The sequence below is a fragment of the Nitritalea halalkaliphila LW7 genome (genome assembly GCF_000265075.1).
In the GTDB taxonomy this organism is placed as follows: domain Bacteria; phylum Bacteroidota; class Bacteroidia; order Cytophagales; family Cyclobacteriaceae; genus Nitritalea; species Nitritalea halalkaliphila.
Genome location: NZ_AJYA01000013.1, coordinates 73,474 through 92,416 on the forward strand (window position 1 = coordinate 73,474; position 18,943 = coordinate 92,416).

Below are 18,943 nucleotides of genomic sequence, written 5' to 3' on the forward strand. Positions count from 1 at the left end.
CTTCTTATTGTGCAGCTTGTTTTATCCTATGTCTCGGAAAGTATGGATAAACTTTTTTTGGTCTAAATTGGAGCAGCGCGAGCCAAAACGAGAAAATCGCAAAGCCAAAAAATCCCCAGTGCCTATTATTTCGGATCGGGGCGCTGGTGTAATAGTCGCCATAAATGCCGGCCAGCACCACGTCATAGGCCAGCACCAGCCTCTCGTGGGACTTATTCGGTAGGTAGCGCACCTCCACACGGTCTCCCACGCGATGGTGAAAGCGCTCGGCCTGAAACTGTGCCGTCGAGCGAAAAGCGATCCACTCGCCGCTGTGGTGCTGAAAACGGACGGTGGGCACCTGAAAGTGCAGGGTGCCGGCAGAGGAAAAAGTCCGCACCTCTACTTCTTCTAGGGCGATAATTTCTCCTTTTACAGGGATGCCCGACTGCAGCAGCGAACGCTTGTAGAGACTTTGCTGGGCGAGCACAAGCCCATAAATGGCCGCTGCGAAACCAGCAAACACCAGGATCGTCGCGATGAGGTTCTGTCGAGTAGCAGGGTGCATGGTGCTAAATAGTTGGTTTACAGCATAAACTGCAGCTTGACAGGAAATGTTAGGAAATCGGCTGGGGATTTGGCCGCGGCCAAAAAAATCAGGCCCACCCCTTAGAAGGAATGAGCCTGTTTGCTAGGTATGCTATCAGCCTGAATTTTTAGCCCATTAAAGCCACATAGCGTGCCTCTACGGCTTTCCAGTTCACTAGATTCCACCAGTTAGACAAGTAACCTGCCCGGTCGCTGGTATAGTTCAAGTAGTAGGCATGTTCCCAGACGTCATTTCCGAGTAGCGGGATGCCCTGGAAGTCAGACAGGTCCATGAGTGGATTATCTTGGTTCGGGGTGGAGCCGACTGCCAGGCCTTTGTTTTTATCGAGTACGAGCCATGCCCAGCCAGAGCCAAAGCGGGTTTTTCCGGCCGTTTCGAAGGCTTCTTTAAAGGCATCGTAGGAGCCGAACTGTGCGTCTATGGCGGCGGCCAAAGCCCCTGAAGGAGCCCCTCCCCCGTCTGGGCTCATGGTGCTCCAGAAAAGTTCGTGGTTATAGTGCCCACCCCCATTATTCCGCATCTTGGTGGAGTACTTGCTCATCGACATTAGCACTTCTTCCAGCGGCTTAGAGGTGTCTACGCCCTCTTCTTCTGCGGCTTCTTTTAAGTTATTCGCATAGGCGGCAGCGTGCTTGCTGTAGTGAATTTCCATCGTCATGGCATCGATATGCGGCTCCAGTGCTGCATAGTCATAGGCTAGGGCCGTTTGGGCGAAGCCCGTGGCTAAAAGGACGCCTTCTTCCTCGTCTTCTCCATCCCCACTACTGCAGGCACTTAAGAAAGCCGAGCCGATGACACTACTGCCGATGCCCAGCGCTAAAGTAGCCTTGGTGCTTCGCTGTAGAAAGCTTCTGCGCGAAACATTCCAGGTAGTTTTTTTCATAGAATAAGGTTATTTTTGATTAACAATAGATTGCTACTCCATAGAATACCTGCTTAAAGGTAATAGAAAGGCAGTACATTTAAAACCGCTCTCGGACATTTAGTCGCTTTTCCTGACAAATGTTTATGTTTGCAGAACCGAATTAGCTTGGTTTAGTTTTTGTTCTCGCTTATTCTTATGAAACAAGATCTCCCTTTTTATAAATATCAAGGTACTGGAAACGACTTTGTGCTCATAGATGGCTTTCGTGAGGCTTTCCCCTATGAGGACCTGGAGCTGGTGCAGGCGCTTTGCGACCGGCGGATGGGCATCGGGGCGGATGGGCTGATCGTGATCCGGCCTGTGGCGGGCTATGATTTCGAAATGGTCTATTATAATGCGGACGGTTCCCAGTCCATGTGTGGAAATGGAGCGCGCTGTGCGGTGGCCTTTGCCCACTTCTGTGGGCATATCCAGGAGAGCACCTCTTTCCTGGCGATCGATGGGCCCCATGAGGCACATTATAGCCCGGAGGCGGTGCGCTTAAAAATGGGAGAAATTAGTACGATCACGGGTGCTGACTCTGATTTTTTCGTGCACACGGGTTCCCCCCATCATGTCTGCTTCGTGCCAGAGGTGGCTAGCTTCCCCGTGGTGGAAAAAGGCCGGGAGATTCGCTACGCCGATCACTATGCGCCGGCGGGGACGAATGTTAATTTTGTGCAAGAAATGGGGCCTGACCGTCTATTCGTGCGCACCTATGAGCGTGGTGTGGAGGATGAAACCCTCTCCTGTGGGACAGGAGTGACCGCTGCGGCATTAGTTTTCGGGCAACAAAAAGCTGTCAATCAAGTACATATTCATACGAAGGGTGGAAATCTGCACGTTTCTTACGATTGGGATGCGGAGAGGGGTACTTTTCGGGAAGTCTGGCTGACGGGGCCTGCGCATCAGGTATTTCGAGGAGAAATCAAACGAGGGAAGGACTGAATGCGGTCTTTCTTGGATTAAATTGTCAAAAGTAATAAATAAGCCTAATTTTAGGGGTTGAAAAGTGAACCTATATGTTAGATTTTGTCGCAAAAGGACTGGCTAAAATCTTCGGAACGAAGTCAGATAGAGATATTAAGGAGCTGCTCCCGAAGGTGAAGCAGATAAATGCTGCTTTCGAGGCCTTAAAGGGGATTTCGGATGATGCCTGCGGGCCAAAACAGCGGAATTAAAAGGTCGGATAAATGAAGACCTGAAATCCTTCGACGAGCGGATTTCCCAGCTGAAAGTGGACATCGACGCGCTTTCGGAGGAGAAGGTGCAGGAGAAAGATGCCCTCTTTAATCAAATCGAGCAGGTAGAAAAAGAGCGGAATGAGGCCTTAGAAGTTTCCTTGGAAAAGGTAATGTTCGAGGCCTTCGCTGTGGTTAAGGAAACTGCCAGAAGGTTAAAAGAAAATAAGCGTCTCGTGGTGACCGCCACCGACCTGGACCGCATGCATGCTGCGGCTAAGCCCATGTGGAGCTGCAGGGTGAGCAGGCGATTTGGCATAACAGCTGGATAGCGGCCGGTACAGAGGTAGTATGGGATATGGTGCACTACGATGTGCAGCTCATCGGTGGGATGGTTCTCCATAAAGGAAATATCGCAGAGATGGCGACGGGGGAAGGAAAGACACTCGTGTCTACCCTGCCGGCGTATCTGAATGCCTTAGCGGGTCGTGGCGTCCATCTGGTAACAGTGAATGACTACTTAGCCAAGCGCGATAGCGAGTGGAATGCCCCGCTGTTCGAGTTTCATGGCATGCGCGTGGACTGCATCGATAAATACCAGCCGAACTCGCCGGAGCGTCGTAATGCATACACGGCAGATATCGTTTATGGGACGAATAATGAGTTTGGCTTCGACTACCTGCGTGATAATATGGCGCGCGATGCGAATGATCTCGTGCAGGGCAAGCATCACTTCGCGATGATCGATGAGGTGGATTCGGTGTTAATCGATGATGCCCGTACGCCGCTTATTATTTCAGGACCGGTTCCGCGTGGCGATCAGCATGAGTTCGCTGAAATGAAGCCTCGTGTGGCGACTCTTGTGGATGAGCAGCGCAAAATGGTTCAGGCTTACCTCACTTCCGCGAAGAAATTAATTGCCGAAGGCAATGAAAAAGAAGGAGGGTTAGCACTTTTTCGCGCTTATCGTGGGATGCCGAAGTATAAGCCTCTTATCAAGTTCCTCTCCGAACCTGGCATTCGCGTGATTCTACAGAAAACGGAGAACTATTACCTACAGGATAACAAGCGTAACATGCCAGAGGCGGATCAGCCGCTACTTTTTACGATCGAAGAGAAGTCGAATGGTGTGGAGCTCACGGATAATGGTATCGAGGTCATCACGAAGAAAAATGAGGACCCGAACTTCTTTATCTTACCGGATATCGGTGTGGAAATCGCCGAGATGGAGAAGGATGAAAGTATCGATGAGCGTGAAAAGTTGATCCGTAAGGAGGAAATCATCAAGGACTACAGCGTGAAGGCCCAGCGTATTCACACGGTGAATCAGCTGCTGAAGGCGTACTGTATGTTCGAAAAAGATACTGAGTACATCCTGGTCGATGGCAAGGTGAAGATCGTGGATGAGCAGACGGGGCGTGTGATGGAAGGTCGCCGCTATTCGGATGGCTTGCACCAGGCGATCGAGGCGAAGGAAAATGTAAAGGTGGAAAATGCCACACAGACCTACGCGACGATTACACTTCAGAACTACTTCCGGATGTACCATAAGCTTTCGGGTATGACCGGAACGGCGGAGACGGAAGCAGGGGAGTTTTGGGAGATTTATAAGCTCGACGTGGTCGTTATCCCGACGAACAAGCCGATCGTGCGGAAGGATATGGAGGACAAGGTCTACAAGACTGTCCGTGAGAAATTTAATGCGGTGGCAGATGAGGTAGTCACCTTAACAGAGGCGGGTCGCCCGGTGCTGGTAGGTACCACTTCAGTGGAAATTTCAGAGCTCCTCAGCCGTATGCTCACCATCCGAAAAATCAAGCATCAAGTATTGAATGCGAAGCAGCATGCTCGTGAGGCGGATGTGGTCGCGGAAGCTGGAAAGCCAGGCACGGTAACCATCGCCACGAACATGGCCGGTCGTGGGACAGATATCAAGCTGACAGCGGAGTCTCGCGCGGCAGGAGGTCTGGCCATCGTAGGTACAGAGCGCCACGAATCACGACGAGTGGATCGGCAGCTGCGCGGACGTTCCGGTCGTCAGGGAGATGTGGGTTCCTCTCAGTTCTTCGTCTCGCTGGAAGATAACCTCATGCGCCTTTTCGGCTCCGAGCGTATCGCTAAGTTGATGGACAAGATGGGCCTAGAGGAAGGTGAGGTCATCCAGCACAGCATGATTACGAAATCTATCGAGCGCGCACAGCGCAAAGTAGAAGAAAACAACTTTGGTGTTCGGAAGCGTCTACTCGAATACGATGACGTGATGAACTCCCAGCGGGAAGTGGTGTACAAGCGTAGAAAAAATGCGCTCATCGGGGATCGCCTTGAGTTGGATATCTTAAACATCATGTATGATGTGAGTGAAGGCTTGGTAGAGGTAGCCAAGAGCTCCGAGGATATGGATAACCTCCGCATGAATATCTTCAGCTCGCTGGGCATCGATTATCAGTTCGATCCGAACGACATTAAAACGAAGGATAGTGGTGAGCTGACGTCTATGCTTTTCAATGCTGCCCGTAAGCGCTATGCAGAGAAAAATGCGCGTATTTTAGAAAAGGCACTTCCTGTCTTCCAAAATGTCTATGAGCAGCGTGGCGGCACGGTGAAGGAAATCATGGTGCCGATCACTGATGGCATCAAGCAGATCGGCGTGGTGGTGAATCTCGAGTCCACACTCGCGAATCAGGGGCGTGACTTGATCCGTGCGATCGAGAAAAACGTGACCTTAGCGATCATCGATCAAAACTGGAAAGAGCATCTCCGTGATATGGATGACCTGAAGCAGTCGGTACAAAATGCCGTTTACGAGCAGAAGGATCCGCTTTTGATCTATAAGTTCGAGTCCTTCGAGATGTTTAAGCGCTTCGTAGGTCGTCTGAATGAAGATGTGATTTCCTTCTTGGCGAAAGCCGAGCTCCCTACGCAGGATCCGGAGCAGGTGCGTGCGGCGCAGCAGGCGCGACGTAAGCCAGAGCCGAAGGTCGAGGCATCGAAGGAGGAGGCGAATAGTGCCTTACAAGCAGCTTCAGCCCGACAGGCCGCCGCAGCTGCAGCAGCCGTAGCGGCGAGCCGCAAAGCAGAGGCGCAGGTGGTGGCACCACGTTCCTCTGAAAAGGTCTATGGGCGTAATGACCGGGTGACGGTTAAGTATGCCGATGGTAAAGTAAAGAAAGACGTGAAGTACAAAACAGTAGAACAAGACCTCCAAGACGGAAAATGTGTAGTTCTCGATGCTTAAAGCATACAGCAGGTTTCAGCCTCGCGGTCACGCGCAGGCTGCTGCCTTTTCTGCTCCTCACTCTGGTGGGGACGGCCTGTAGCTTACTCCGTCCGGCAGCCTCGGATAAGGACAGCTATGCCACTTGGGAAGAGGACTTAGGCCCTTTTCTTCCGCGCTTTGAGGGGCAGGCAGATGCCGTAGAAGAGGCATTAAGTAGCAGCAGTCCCTCTGTGATCGCCTTCGACCGAACGCTGGCAGAGGTGGCGGAGGCTTTGCGCGAGCAGCGCAGTAAGCAGCCTTACTATAATGCTTACACGGTGCTGGTTTTCAGTGGCATTAGCCGTGAGGGTGCTTTTACTACCCGGGAGGAAATCCAAGAAGATTTTCCCGAGATGGAGATTATCATGCAGTACCAAGACCCACGCTACCTGGTGAAAGTAGGCAAGTTTCTGCATCGTTTCGAGGCATTGGATACCTACTTTCAGCTGAAGGCGCAGTTTCCGATGACACGCATTATTTCCGATCGCTTCGTGCGGGAGGCTATAAACTACCTGAAATAGAAGAAATTAGTGAAGGAGAAGATTCAGGCCTTGGCGAAGGCCTATAAACAGGCATTTATCGCCGATAGAAGACATTTACATGCCCATCCCGAGCTCTCCTTTGAGGAGCACGAGACGGCAGCCTACGTGGAAGCGGCCTTAGCCAGCTATGGTATCAGGGCGGTGGAGCGCAAGGCGGAGACTGGGATTGTGGCCCTGATCGAGGGAAAAAATCCAGAAAAAAAAGACGATCGCCCTGCGCGGTGATATGGATGCCCTGCCCATCATCGAGGCGAACGAGGTGCCTTACCGCTCCACCCGTGAAGGTGATGCATGCCTGTGGACACGATGTGCATACGGCTTCTCTTTTGGGCGCAGCCGTATTCTGCAGGACTGCAAAGACGATTTCGAAGGAACCATCAAGTTACTTTTTCAACCGGGGGAGGAGAAAATCCCCGGGGGAGCCTCGCTTATGATCAAGGAGGGGGCGCTCCAAAATCCTGCGCCTCAGGCGATATTAGGACAACATGTGATGCCGCTGATTCCGGTGGGAAAGGTGGGCTTCCGCAAAGGGATGTACATGGCTTCCGCGGATGAGTTATACATTACGGTCAGGGGGAAAGGCGGGCATGGTGCTATGCCGGAGACGCTGGTGGACCCTGTGCTTATCGCGGCCCATCTAATCGTAGCGCTGCAGCAGGTGATCAGCAGAAACTGCTCCCCGAAAGTGCCTGCGGTGCTCTCTTTTGGTCGAATCGAGGCCTTGGGCGCCACGAATGTGATCCCAAATGAGGTGAAAATTCAGGGTACTTTCCGCACCATGAACGAGGCCTGGCGAGCAGATGCTCATGAGAAAATGGTGAAAATCGCTACGGGTCTGGTAGAAGGCATGGGAGGAACTGTGGATTTTGAGGTGCGGAAGGGCTATCCGTTCTTACAAAATGCCGAAGCGCTTACCGAGCGTGCGATTCAAGCGGCAAAAGACTATTTGGGAGAAGAAAATGTTTTGCCGCTGGATTTATGGCTGGCGGCGGAGGATTTCTCCTATTACACACAGGAAATGGACGGCTGTTTTTACCGCTTAGGCACTCGAAATGAGGCCCGCGGCATCACCAGTGGCGTTCACACGCCGACCTTCGACATCGACGAAGATGCGATGGAAATCGGCGCGGGGCTTTTAGCCTACCTGGCCATTCAGGAACTATCATCTACTTCATCTTAAACATGAAAAATCTAAAATCGCTAAGCCTGACGCTCGTTTTCGTGGTCGGCTTATACGCTCAGGCGTCTGCTTGGGGGGCACTGGGACACTATGTTATCGGCCAGCTGGCCGAGTGGCAGATGAAACCCGTGACGGTACAGCGCGTGGAGGCTATCCTGCAGCAGCAGTCTATTTCGGGCGTAGGCGTGTGGATGGATAATATCCGTTCCGATGAGCGTTATGCGTATACTTATACCTGGCACTGGGTGACCACAGTGGATGGCACCTATGACCCTTCCCTACAAGAGGAAGCGGGCGATGCTTACGAAGCGTTCTTGCGCATAAAGGACATCCTAAAAAAGGGGGGGCTTAGCGCGGAAGAGGAACGTGATTACTTACGCATGTTGATTCACATCACCGGAGATCTGCATCAGCCCTTTCATGTGGGCAAGCCGGGAGATCGCGGCGGAAATGATGTGAAGGTAAAATTCTTCAACAAAGACACGAATATCCATGCCGTGTGGGATTCTGACCTGATCGCCACCAAGCAGATGAGCTACTCTGAAATGGCGAAAGAGCTGTATAAGCGTGTGGATAGTGAAATGGTGCGCAAGTACACGGCGGGCACTCCTGCGGACTGGTTGAAGGAAAATGTAGCCCTACGGCCTTTTATGTATGACATCCCTGAGGATGGCCGCATCGGTTATCCTTATATTTACAAGTACTACCACCATGTGGAGGAGCGTCTGATCGCTGCGGGTATCCGTTTGGCGCAGGCCTTAGAGGAAATCTACGGATAAGGTTTTTTTGTGCTCCGCACCACATTTAAAGCCCCATCTTCCTGTAAGGTGGGGCTTTTTCATCTTAAAAACCTGCTGCCTGATCTGGGCAGAAAAATCCTTTCGCAAAGGATAATTTTAGTAATTTTACGCGCTTTACTTTGTCTTGGCGTTCCTGCGCCAGACTTCTCTCGCATCCCTTGAGCCGTTTCTTTGAGCAACATATCGAATACCTGAAGGGGGTTGGCCCCCAGCGTGCCGCCCTGCTGGAAAAGGAGCTCCAAATTCGGACCTTCGGAGATCTGCTGCAGCATTATCCTTTTCGTTATGAGGACCGCACCCAGTTTTATAAGGTGGCGGACCTGCAGGAGGGGATGGAGACCGTGCAGTTGATTTTACGCCTGCGCCCTGCCCAAACCGTGGGGGAAGCGCGTAAAAAACGCCTCGTCGTGCAGGCTTACGATGAAACGGGGATCCTGGAGCTGACTTGGTTTAAGGGCCTGCAGTGGGTGCTCAAGCACCTGCAGGTGGAGGTCCCTTACGTGGTGGTGGGCAAGCCCGCGCGGTATGGTCGGCAGTTTAGCATCGCGCATCCGGAGCTGGAGCTGCTCTCCGAGGCACGGCAGCGAGGCAATGCCTTTACGCCTGTTTATGCCACCACTGAGAAGTTGCGCGCCCGTAATTTAGATCCACGCGGAATCGGCAAGCTCCTCCAACAGGTGCTGCCGCTGGCGATACCGCATCTGCGTGAAACACTGCCCGATGCTCTCCTGCAGGAACATCGTCTGATGCCGAAGGCGGAGGCGATGCGTCAAATTCACCTGCCAGAAGATCAGGACAGCCTGCAGCGCGCCCGCTTCCGTCTCAAGTTCGAGGAGTTTTTTTTCGTGCAGATGCGGCTGCTGCTGCTCAAGCTCACGAACCGCGAGCGCTCCCCTGGCTTACGTCTGGGCAGCACCCACCTGGTGAGCACCTTTTATGCAGAGAAAATCCCTTTTGACCTGACCGGAGCCCAGAAGCGCGTGATTCGTGAGGCCTTCGAGGACATGCGCTCGGGCCAGCAGATGAACCGACTCATACAGGGAGATGTGGGCTCCGGGAAAACCATGGTGGCCTTTATCTGTGCCTTATCGCCATCGGCTCGGGGGCGCAGGTCTGCCTGATGGCGCCTACCGAAATCCTAGCTCAGCAGCACTATGAAGGCCTAAAGGGCTTCGCAGAAAGCATGGGGCTGGAGCTGGCCTTGCTGACGGGAAGCACCCGAAAGCCCCAGCGGCGCGTCATCCACGCGGCACTGCTGGACGGCAGCCTGAAGTTGCTGATCGGCACACACGCGCTGCTAGAAGATGTGGTGCGCTTCCAAAACCTGGGCTTGGCGATCGTCGATGAGCAGCATCGCTTTGGCGTAGCCCAAAGAGCAAAACTCTGGGCCAAAAACGAGCGCGCTTTCCCCATGTGCTCGTCATGACGGCCACCCCCATCCCGCGGACGCTGGCCATGACCCTGTATGGTGACCTGGATGTCTCCCTGATCGACGAGCTTCCTGCCGGACGTAAGCCGATTCAGACGGTGCACCGCTACGAAAAGGATCGCCTGACGATCTTTACTTTTATCCGCAAGCAGATTCAAGAGGGGCGGCAGGTGTATATCGTCTATCCGCTGATCGAGGAGTCGGAAACACTGGAGCTAAATAACCTGATGGAGGGTTTTGAGAGCATCTGCCGGGCCTTTCCGGAGTATCCGGTGAGCATCGTGCATGGCAATCAAAAGCCCGCCGATAAGGAGTTCGAGATGCAGCGCTTCGTGAAGGGTGAGACCAAGATCATGGTGGCCACCACGGTGATCGAGGTGGGGGTAAATGTGCCGAATGCCTCGGTTATGGTCATCGAAAATGCGGAGCGCTTCGGCCTGTCTCAGTTGCATCAGTTGCGCGGAAGAGTGGGGCGGGGCGCTGCCCAAAGCTATTGTATTTTGATCACGAAGTATGCCCTTTCGAAGGACAGCAAAGTCCGAATCGAAACCATGGTGCGGACCAATGATGGCTTCGAAATCGCGGAGGTGGACCTGAAGCTGCGTGGTCCGGGCGATCTGATGGGAACCCAGCAAAGCGGCGTGGCGGACCTCATCATCGCGGACCTGGCGCGGGATGGAGCCATTCTTCAGCTGGCGCGGCAGGCTGCCGAAAGGATCTTGCAGGAGGATCCCAGCCTCGCGTTCCCCGAAAATGCCCGCATCCTCACCCAAATCCGTGCGCAGGGCAAGCATCAACTCAACTGGAGCCGCATTTCCTGATAAGCGTTTATAAGCGTTTAGTTTCCGTTCGTTTACTATTTTTTTCGCAGCGCAGGATGGGGTAGCCCTAAAATTGGATTTAAGCCCTCGATTTCGTACATTTCCTATTAACGAATTTCCGCTTGATCCGTAGCGATTCGCTTTTGCATGGATTTTTGGCGCGGGAGCGCCAAATGGGTATGCAAAGGGTCTTTTCAGGGATCAAGAGGAGAAAAATTCCTACTTTAACCACGTTTTTCACCATGAGTAAAGAAACTTACACCGTGGAGCAAATCCTCTCCATGGACCTTCCCAACATCATTTTGTATGCGGCGCCGGTCATGTTCGTGCTGGTGGCCGCCGAGTGGATACTTTCCGCCCGCCAAAACCGCCACTACTACGATGGCAAGGATACGCTGGCCGCCACCTTTATCGGGCTGGTGAACGTGGGCATGAGTGCTGCGATTAAGGTGCTGACCTTTGGGATTATTTTGTTCTTCTATAATTTGGTGCCCTGGACGATTCCGCATACCTGGTGGGCCTATGTGCTCTGCTTCGTGTGGATCGATTTTTGGCGCTATTGGGCGCATCGCGTCGCGCATGAAAATCGCTTCTGGTGGGCCACGCATGTGACGCATCATAATTCCCAGAAGTATAACTGGTCGGTGAGTTTCCGCCTTTCCTGGACGCAGCACATCAAAATCGTCTTTTTTATCCCGGTGGTGCTGGCGGGTTTCGACCCGATCGTGTTCTTTATTTGCCATCAGATCGCGGTCTTGTACCAGTTTTGGATCCATACGGAGTACATCGGCAAGCTACCCGCGCCGATCGAGTATATCTTCACGACGCCCTCCCATCATCGCGTGCATCATGCCACGAATGCGCATTACTTGGATAAAAACTATGGCTCCACGTTTATTATTTGGGACCGCATGTTCGGAACCTTTCAGCCTGAAGAGGAGCGCCCGAGTTATGGGCTTACCGAGCAGGTGGACAGCTATAACCCGCTGACGCTTAATTTTCACGAGTGGCAGGCGATCGTGCAGGATGTCCGCGCCAGTGGCTCCCTAAAAGAGGCTTACGCCATGGTGATGAGCCGCCCGAGTGAGCTGAAGGCTGTAAAGGCCAAGTTCGAGGAGGAAAAACGAGTACGCGTGTAGGATCTTTCCGTGTTTTTTTATGGAAGGAGGAACCTGAAGGGAGCTTTTCGGTTTAGGGGGTAGTAAACTTCTCAACAGACCCCCCTTCGGCTATGCGTTTGGCATCTTACCTAAGTGTTGTTTTTCTTTTTATCGGTTTTGCGCTGGAAGCGCAAACGGTCCTACAGCTCCGCGATCAGGCCAGTGGTGCTCCCATCCCGCTCGCACTGGTGCGGCTGGGTGAGGTGCGGCTGGTAACCGATGAGCAGGGGCAGGTGGAAGTGCCGGAGGCGGTGGCCGTGGCTGGACAGGAAGGGCAAGTGCAGCACCTGAGTTTTGCGCCTTTTCGCTTTCGTCTGGCTGCCGAGCAGCTGGGGACACAGGTGGAACTGGCGCTGGCGCCGCTGAGTCAGTCTTTGGAGCAGGTGACCGTGCAAGGCTTTGATTCTCCGCGAGAGCTTCGAGAGCAGGCCGGGGCGATTTCCCGCATCAGTGAAGCCGAGTGGAAGCGTTTCGATGAGACCTCGCTGCGGGCTCCATTTAATACGCAGCCCGGCATTCGGGTGGAGGAGCGTGCGCCCGGCTCCCTGCGCGTTTCCATTCGAGGCAGTGCGCTGCGCTCCCCTTTCGGTGTGCGGAATACCAAAATCTACTGGAATGACATTCCCCTCACAGCGCCGGATGGCACCACCGATTTAAACCTTTTGGACATCGCGAATGTGGCGGATACGGAAGTCATCCGCGGGCCAGCGGGCAGCATCTATGGAGCCGGAAATGGGGGTGTGATCAATTTTCGGCCGCGGGGTGAGGTGCAGGAAGACCTCATCGAGGCCGCCTACCAGGTGGGGAGTTTTGGGATGCAGCGCTACCGCCTCGGAGTAGAGCAAAAAATCGGTGAAACCTCTCTGCGCGCTTCGTATGTGCGGCAAAGCGCGGATGGGTATCGGGAGCATTCGGCTTTAGACCGACAGGTGCTGCAGCTGCAAGCGATCCTGCCCAAGCAGCAGACGGGCCAACTTTCCCTGCATCTTTTGTATTCTGATCTCGATTATCAGATTCCTGGAGCCTTAAATGCGGAGCAGGTGGCGGCGAATCGACGGCAGGCTCGGCCAGGCTCGGTGGAACAAAACAGTAGCATTCAGCAGCAAAGCCTCTTTGCGTCAGCGGTTCATGAGGTGCGCTGGGGCGCGGATGAGGGCTGGGCGAACACGACCTCTTTTTATGTGGGCACCAAGGAATTTGAAAACCCTTTTATTCTGGATTACAAGCGTGAAACGGCCTTTTTTTATGGGGGGCGCAGCACTTTTTCTTTGGACACCGAGTGGCTGGGGCGCCCGCTACGTCTGGTGGCAGGAGGGGAGTACCAGTACGGCTTGACCGCTGCTCTGAATTTTGGTAATGTAAACGGGGTGGCCGACACCGTGCGTTTTGCGGATGACTTGCGCACGGTGCAGGGCTTCCTGTTTCAGCAGGCAGAATGGCAGTTGGATGAGCGCTTTTTATTGACCTTTGGCGCGAGCCAAAACTTCACTACTTTCGGTATCGACCGCTCGATCGATGCGGCGGGAGGCCCTACCGGAGCGCTGGAGCGGCGCTTTAATCCCGTCTTGGTGCCGCGGGTGGCGCTGGCCTATACCGGTCCACGGGCGCGCATGTGGCATGCCAGTGTGAGTTCCGGCTTCAGTCCGCCCACCATCGCGGAGGTACGCACGAATGAGGGCAGTATCAATGAAGAGCTGGAGGCAGAGCGGGGCATCAATTATGAGCTCGGGCATCGGGGAACCTATGCGGGCATCGAAATCGACGCCACGGCCTTCCTGTTTTTTCTTTCCGAGACCATCACCACCTTTACGAATGAGCAGGGTGTGGTCCTTTTCCGAAATGCGGGGGCGACACGGCAGCGGGGGATCGAGATTTCTGCGCGCAAGGCCCTCTACAGTTCCAGTAGCACCTGGCTTTCGCAGCTGAGCACCGGGCTGGCGTACACGGGGCATTTCTTTAATTTTGCGGATTTCGAGAGCGGGGGAAATGATTTTTCCGGCAATCAGCTCACCGGAGTGGCGCCGCATACGCTGGTGGCGACGCTGGATGTACGTTCGCGCCCGGGCTTTTACCTGAACTTCACCCACCAGTATGTGGATGCGCTGCCCCTGAACGATGCGAATACGGTGTTTCAAGACTCCTTTCACCTCATGACGTTCCGTCTGGGCTGGCAGCGACTGCTCCGCTCCGGGATGGTGCTGGAGGTTTTTGGTGGCATGGATAATGTGTTGGACGCCGAGTTCAGCTTGGGGAATGATTTAAATGCCTTTGGTGGTCGATTTTTTCAGCCCGCGCCAGGGCGCAATGTATTTGCGGGTTTGAAATTAGGCCTGCGTTAGGCTTTTCGTGCAAATCGATCGGGCTGGAAGGCCTCCAGTGGCATGGAGGGCGTTTTTCCGGTGATTTTTTCCGCAAGCAGCAGGCCTGTGGCTGGCGCCATGCTGACCCCCATCATGCCATGTCCTGTGCCGACGAAGGCATTTGTGCTCCCGGGGATGGCGCCGATGTAGGGGATGCCGTCGGGGGAGCAGGGGCGGTGTCCGGTCCAGATGGCCCTGTTTTCGGGAAATGTCAAAGGAAATTCGGGGTAGAAGTTTTTGGCGGCTTCGTAGATGCCTTGGATGCGGCTGTGGTGGATGCGGCTGTCGGTGGTGGCCTGAATTTCGAGGGTTCCGCCGAAGCGTACTTTTTGCCCGTAAGGGCTGACGGCCACCTTCGCTTCACAGAGGATGGCCGCTTGGCGGATGCTGCGGAGGGGTTTGCGTGGAGGAAGCTGTAGCCTTTTCCACCCAGCAGCGGCAGTTTTAGGCCGAGCTGTCGGGTGAGGCTGCTCGTCCAGGCGCCGCTACAGAGGACTAGGGCGCTGCAGTCCCAGCTGTCCCCTTGGCTGTGGACACGCTGGACCTGCCCGGCTGCATTTCGTTCGATTTTATGGATTTCGGTGCCGGTATGGATGGGGATGCCACAGGTGCGCAAATGTTTTTTCAGGTACTCCATCAGGGCGGCGGGGTCCAGGTGGGCATCTCCGGGGAAGAGGAGGCCTCCACGGGCTTTTACGGGGGTGTTCGGTTCGAGGCGGGCGATGTCTGTAGGGCTCAGGGCATGTGCCTCTATGCCGTTTTGGCGTGCGAGCACACCGAAGGCAAGCTCTTCCTGTTCCATGGCGGCAGTTTGGTAGAGCATGAGCAGGCCTTTTTGCTGGAGGGTGAAGGCCGCGGTTTCGGCGGCATGTGTTGCAAAAAAGTTTTGGTATAGCTGCATGCTGAGCAGGGAGATGTTTTTTAGGTGCGGGATGGCACGCTGCACCTGTTCGGCGGTAGCGGCACGGCGGAAGCGGAGGGCCCAGTCGAAGAGCTGCCAGTTTAAGCTGGGGTGGATGTAAAAGGGGCTTTTGGGGGAGAACATCCAGCGGATGCCTTTTTCGATCATGCCGGGGGCGGCCAGTGGAACGATGTGGCTGGGGACGACCATGCCTGCATTTCCGGTGGAGGTGCTTTCCGGGCTGCTGTTGCGGTCCAGGAGGATGACTTCGCGGCCCATTCGGTGCAAGTAATAGGCGGTGAAGAGGCCGATGATGCCGCTGCCGACGAGGAGGATGGGGGCTTGGGCCTTGGGGCTGTTAGCGAACTTGGAAGCCATGTGCGTAGGGGTCTTGATCGTCGATGAAGAGGGTGTTATAGCCGTGGATGCGTGCCCAGCCGCTGATGCTGGGGATGATGGCGGGGAGGTCTCCAACTTGGCTGAGACCTTCGATTTTTCCGGTAAAGGTGGAGCCGATGATGCTTTCGTGGACGAAGTTTTGGCCGGGGGCCAAGCGTCCCTGTGCATGCCACTGCGCCATGCGTGCGGAGGTTCCAGTGCCGCAGGGGGAGCGGTCGAGGGCTTTTTCGCCGTAGAAGACCGCATTTCGGGCGCTGCTGCCGGGCTGTGTGGGTGTTCCGGTCCACATGACATGGGAGAGTCCGCGGAGTGTCGGGGTTTCGGGGTGGACGGGAGTTAGGGTTTCGCGCAGGATGCGGCGTAGGCTGCGGGCCATGGAGGTGAGTTGTTCGGCAGAGAAGTGCTCCATGCCGGGGAAGTTGTCCTGTGGGTCGATGATGGCATAAAAGTTTCCACCGTAGGCGATGTCGGCATATAGGGTGCCGAGGTCGGGATGTTGGAGGGCCACTTTCTCTTGGTAGAGGAAGCTGGGGACATTGGTGATGGTGACCGAGGAGATGCGCTTGTCTTCTTGGGTGGAGCGTGCCAGGACCAGTCCAGCGGGTGTTTCGAGGCGGAGGACTCCGGGGGTTTTGGCCTGTAGGATTCCTTCTTGGAGTGCGATGGTGACGGTTCCGATGGTACCATGTCCGCACATGGGCAGGCAGCCGGAGGTTTCGATGAAGAGCACGGCGGCATCATTTTCGGGTGCTGCGGGTGGGAAGAGCATGGCGCCGGACATCATGTCATGGCCTCGGGGTTCGAACATGAGTCCGGTTCGGATCCAGTCGAGGTACTCCATAAAGTATGCGCGTTTTTCGCTGATGCTGGTTCCGGGGAGGAAGGGCACTCCTCCTGTGACGAGACGTACGGGGTTTCCGCAGGTGTGTGCGTCGATGCAGGCGAAGGTTTTTTTCATGGGTTTACAGGGGGGGATTTTTTTGGAAGGTAGGATTTATTCGGTAAAGGGGCAAGGGGATTTTTAGGGGGGGATTTGATTGCAGAGGGGAATAGGCTTAGGGATAGCAGCGTAAATCTTTCCCCTTTAGACGTATTAAAGGCAGGGGAAAAGATTGCAGCATATAGCCCGCCCGTAAGGGAAGCCCCAGGAGTGGTAAAAAAAAGAGCTGCTACCTGGCGAATATTACAAGGGTATCTTGCAATTGACTCGCATGGCAGCAGCTCACTACACCAAAAAAGGTTATCAAAAAATGATTTCTTTTGAGAGGATATTTTCTCCAATCTGGTTAGCTGTAAAGGAGAATTCTTCTATCAGCACATTATCCCCAAATACTTTTACATTCGCACGTAAGAACTCCTGATCTTCTGGAAGATTAAATGTAAAGCACAAAAGTGCAATTCCTACCCTAGTGGCAGGTTCAAGAGATTGAATAACTATTCTATCGATTGTTGGATCAACTATAGTAAAGCTATGAATATTTTCTGCAACAAAAGTCCAATTAGTATTAACTGGAAATATTATTTCAGCACCAACATTTACTGTTTGTGTTCTGTTAGAAGTTCTCAAATCACCTATACTAACGTTCAGCATCTGTTCTAGATCACCTGAAAGATCAATTTCAACACGCACCATTTTTTTCTTGAAATGGTTGCTGGTCCTCTGAAGTGCTGCACCCAACAGCAAGGATTATTAGAGGGAGGATAAAAAGGAATAATTTTTTCATAATGGATTACTTTATTTCAAATATACGATTATTCATTCTAGATTCCTGCACATTTTAATGAATTCGGCTTTTATAGTTGAATTAGTGTAATGAGCTCATTTCTCACTTGTCATACTGCGAAATGAGCTATTTTTGATTCAATCTTCCGCGTCGGTGATGTTTTTCGCTGTTGTGGCCTTTTCCTTTCCGCGGATGTGTTTTGGAGCGTTTCTGGTGCCGCGGGCTGAAGCCGCGCGGTTATCGAAAGTTCCGCCCCTATGGGGCTCGAAGTGTTTTTACGTATTTCGCTAATTTTTAAAATCGAATTTCGGGAGATGGTGAAATGGTTACTGAAAGGTCCGCCCCTATGGGTCTCTTGGCGTATTAACGATTATTGCTATTTTTTCTCATCGGGGTTCGGGAGGTGGTGAGGGGCTGCCGTAAGGTCCGGCCTTATGGGCTCGAGGTTTTGGGGCGATTTCTTGGGCCTTCGCGTGGCTTTTTTTAAAAAGAAAGCAAACGAAAGCAAACGAAAGCAAAAAAAGTGTAAAAAGAAAGGAAAAGAAAGCAAACGAAAGCAGGAAAAGGCCAAAAAGAAAGCAAACGAACATAAAAAAAGAAAGAAAAAGAAAGCAAACGAACATGGGTTCGGTTCCAGTCGAGGTGCTCCATAAAGTATGCGCGTTTTTCGCTGATGCTGGTTCCGGGGAGGAAGGGCACTCCTCCTGTGACGAGGCGTACGGGGTTTCCGCAGGTGTGCGCGTCGATGCAGGTGAAGGTTTTTTTCATGAGTTTACAGGGGGGGGGATTTTAGCTTTTGGTTGTGTGCAAAAAGGCTGCGCAGATAGTAACGTTCTTTGTGCTGTTGAAAGCGGTGTCTTTCTGGAGTGCGCGAAAAGGGAGCTTTGCTGAAGTAAAGATTTCCTGAGGTGGCCCTGACAAGTCTGCAAAAAGGCTGCGCACATGAGGGGTAAGTTTGCAAGCGAGTTGTGTTTTATGTTTCATCTAAACGTGATTTCTTATGACGATTTTAGGGATTATTCCGGTTTTGGTAGGCGCCTTAAAGGTAGCCACCGTTTTAGTGGTCGCGCTACCACCTATAATTAAGGTATTCGGCGACGACAAGAAGTAAAGGTTACTTCGGTCGATAAACAGATGTTTCACCCTTTAAATGGCAGTATCATGATGGATGTTCAGAAGAAGCCAGAGGACATTCTGCTCATTGTTTTAGAAGCGGTGGTGGATGTGGTCCGCAAGCTGAAGCGAGATGAGTAGTGGAGCGGAGCCTTCTCCCTTGTCCCGCGGGACAGTAATTCCTGAAGACGAAGGAGTTTTCAGAAGGGATGTGTGTAAGGGCATGTCCGCGGCGTACCGGTTCGACGGCCGTTTAGAGGGAGCATCTAAGGAGATCCCTGGCCGTCGATTTTAAAAGACTTTAGCCTTTCGAGAGCGGTGTTGCAAGTCTGCAAAAAGGCTGCGCAGATAGTAACGTTCTTTGTGCTGTTGAAAGCGGTGTCTTTCTGGAGTGCGCGAAAAGGGAGCTTTGCTGAAGTAAAGATTTCCTGAGGTGGCCCTGACAAGTCTGCAAAAAGGCTGCGCACATGAGGGGTAAGTTTGCAAGCGAGTTGTGTTTTATGTTTCATCTAAACGTGATTTCTTATGACGATTTTAGGGATTATTCCGGTTTTGGTAGGCGCCTTAAAGGTAGCCACCGTTTA

At 53.2% G+C, this 18,943-nt stretch carries 12 protein-coding genes and 4 pseudogenes; 10 read left to right on the top strand and 6 right to left on the bottom strand.

What is annotated here, in order from left to right; all coding sequences use genetic code 11:
- Positions 1 to 4 precede the first annotated feature (4 nt).
- The gene (locus tag A3SI_RS05005) at positions 5 to 547 is read right to left on the bottom strand and encodes a DUF3592 domain-containing protein (RefSeq protein ID WP_009054049.1); all 543 of its coding nucleotides are present in this window, start codon (positions 545 to 547) and stop codon (positions 5 to 7) included.
- Between the two features lie 148 nt (positions 548 to 695).
- The gene (locus tag A3SI_RS05010) at positions 696 to 1,472 is read right to left on the bottom strand and encodes a superoxide dismutase (RefSeq protein WP_009054051.1); all 777 of its coding nucleotides are present in this window, start codon (positions 1,470 to 1,472) and stop codon (positions 696 to 698) included.
- Positions 1,473 to 1,649: 177 nt separating this feature from the next.
- On the opposite strand from A3SI_RS05010, the gene dapF reads away from it, so the two are divergent.
- The 9 genes and pseudogenes from dapF to A3SI_RS05050 all read left to right on the top strand — a co-directional run bounded on the left by dapF (position 1,650) and on the right by A3SI_RS05050 (position 14,201).
- Entirely contained in the window at positions 1,650 to 2,441 is a 792-nt protein-coding gene (dapF, locus tag A3SI_RS05015) for a diaminopimelate epimerase (RefSeq protein ID WP_040670195.1), read from the top strand.
- Between the two features lie 74 nt (positions 2,442 to 2,515).
- Positions 2,516 to 5,909: pseudogene (gene secA / locus A3SI_RS05020) on the top strand (preprotein translocase subunit SecA).
- Positions 5,888 to 6,451 carry a hypothetical protein gene (locus A3SI_RS05025; protein WP_009054056.1) on the top strand — a complete coding sequence of 188 codons (564 nt, stop codon included), beginning with the start codon at positions 5,888 to 5,890 and terminating at the stop codon, positions 6,449 to 6,451. The pseudogene secA and the gene A3SI_RS05025 overlap by 22 nt, the downstream one beginning before the upstream one ends.
- Positions 6,452 to 6,460: 9 nt before the next feature.
- Positions 6,461 to 6,697 (top strand): hypothetical protein, encoded by a 237-nt coding sequence (locus A3SI_RS20245; protein ID WP_238531603.1) that lies wholly within the window; start codon positions 6,461 to 6,463, stop codon positions 6,695 to 6,697.
- 1 nt (position 6,698) lies between these two features.
- Complete coding sequence (locus tag A3SI_RS05030; RefSeq protein ID WP_238531604.1) at positions 6,699 to 7,652, top strand: M20 metallopeptidase family protein; 954 nt, start codon at positions 6,699 to 6,701, stop codon at positions 7,650 to 7,652.
- Between the two features lie 2 nt (positions 7,653 to 7,654).
- Positions 7,655 to 8,431 (top strand): S1/P1 nuclease, encoded by a 777-nt coding sequence (locus tag A3SI_RS05035; RefSeq protein ID WP_009054057.1) that lies wholly within the window; start codon positions 7,655 to 7,657, stop codon positions 8,429 to 8,431.
- 179 nt (positions 8,432 to 8,610) lie between these two features.
- Positions 8,611 to 10,702: pseudogene (recG, locus tag A3SI_RS05040) on the top strand (ATP-dependent DNA helicase RecG).
- A 242-nt stretch (positions 10,703 to 10,944) separates the two neighbouring features.
- Complete coding sequence (locus A3SI_RS05045; RefSeq protein ID WP_040670197.1) at positions 10,945 to 11,841, top strand: sterol desaturase family protein; 897 nt, start codon at positions 10,945 to 10,947, stop codon at positions 11,839 to 11,841.
- A 92-nt stretch (positions 11,842 to 11,933) separates the two neighbouring features.
- On the top strand, positions 11,934 to 14,201 hold the full coding sequence (locus tag A3SI_RS05050) for a TonB-dependent receptor family protein (protein ID WP_009054059.1): 2,268 nt from the start codon (positions 11,934 to 11,936) through the stop codon (positions 14,199 to 14,201).
- Here the strand turns inward: A3SI_RS05050 and A3SI_RS23150 are convergent.
- From A3SI_RS23150 to A3SI_RS05065, 3 genes and pseudogenes are all read right to left on the bottom strand, one after another.
- Positions 14,198 to 15,501, bottom strand: a pseudogene (locus A3SI_RS23150) (NAD(P)/FAD-dependent oxidoreductase). The gene A3SI_RS05050 and the pseudogene A3SI_RS23150 sit on opposite strands and share 4 nt — an antisense overlap.
- Positions 15,482 to 16,480, bottom strand: a complete 999-nt coding sequence (locus A3SI_RS05060; protein ID WP_009054060.1) for a 4-hydroxyproline epimerase — start codon at positions 16,478 to 16,480, stop codon at positions 15,482 to 15,484. The pseudogene A3SI_RS23150 and the gene A3SI_RS05060 overlap by 20 nt, the downstream one beginning before the upstream one ends.
- Before the next feature lie 285 nt (positions 16,481 to 16,765).
- The gene (locus tag A3SI_RS05065) at positions 16,766 to 17,155 is read right to left on the bottom strand and encodes a hypothetical protein (RefSeq protein ID WP_162098418.1); all 390 of its coding nucleotides are present in this window, start codon (positions 17,153 to 17,155) and stop codon (positions 16,766 to 16,768) included.
- A 552-nt stretch (positions 17,156 to 17,707) separates the two neighbouring features.
- Between A3SI_RS05065 and A3SI_RS19295 the strand changes: the two genes are divergently transcribed.
- Positions 17,708 to 17,899, top strand: coding sequence for a hypothetical protein (locus A3SI_RS19295; RefSeq protein ID WP_162098416.1), 192 nt, complete (start codon positions 17,708 to 17,710; stop codon positions 17,897 to 17,899).
- Here the strand turns inward: A3SI_RS19295 and A3SI_RS18080 are convergent.
- Positions 17,871 to 18,014 (bottom strand): annotated as a pseudogene (locus A3SI_RS18080) (proline racemase family protein); the annotation flags it as partial. The gene A3SI_RS19295 and the pseudogene A3SI_RS18080 sit on opposite strands and share 29 nt — an antisense overlap.
- Positions 18,015 to 18,943: the final 929 nt, after the last annotated feature.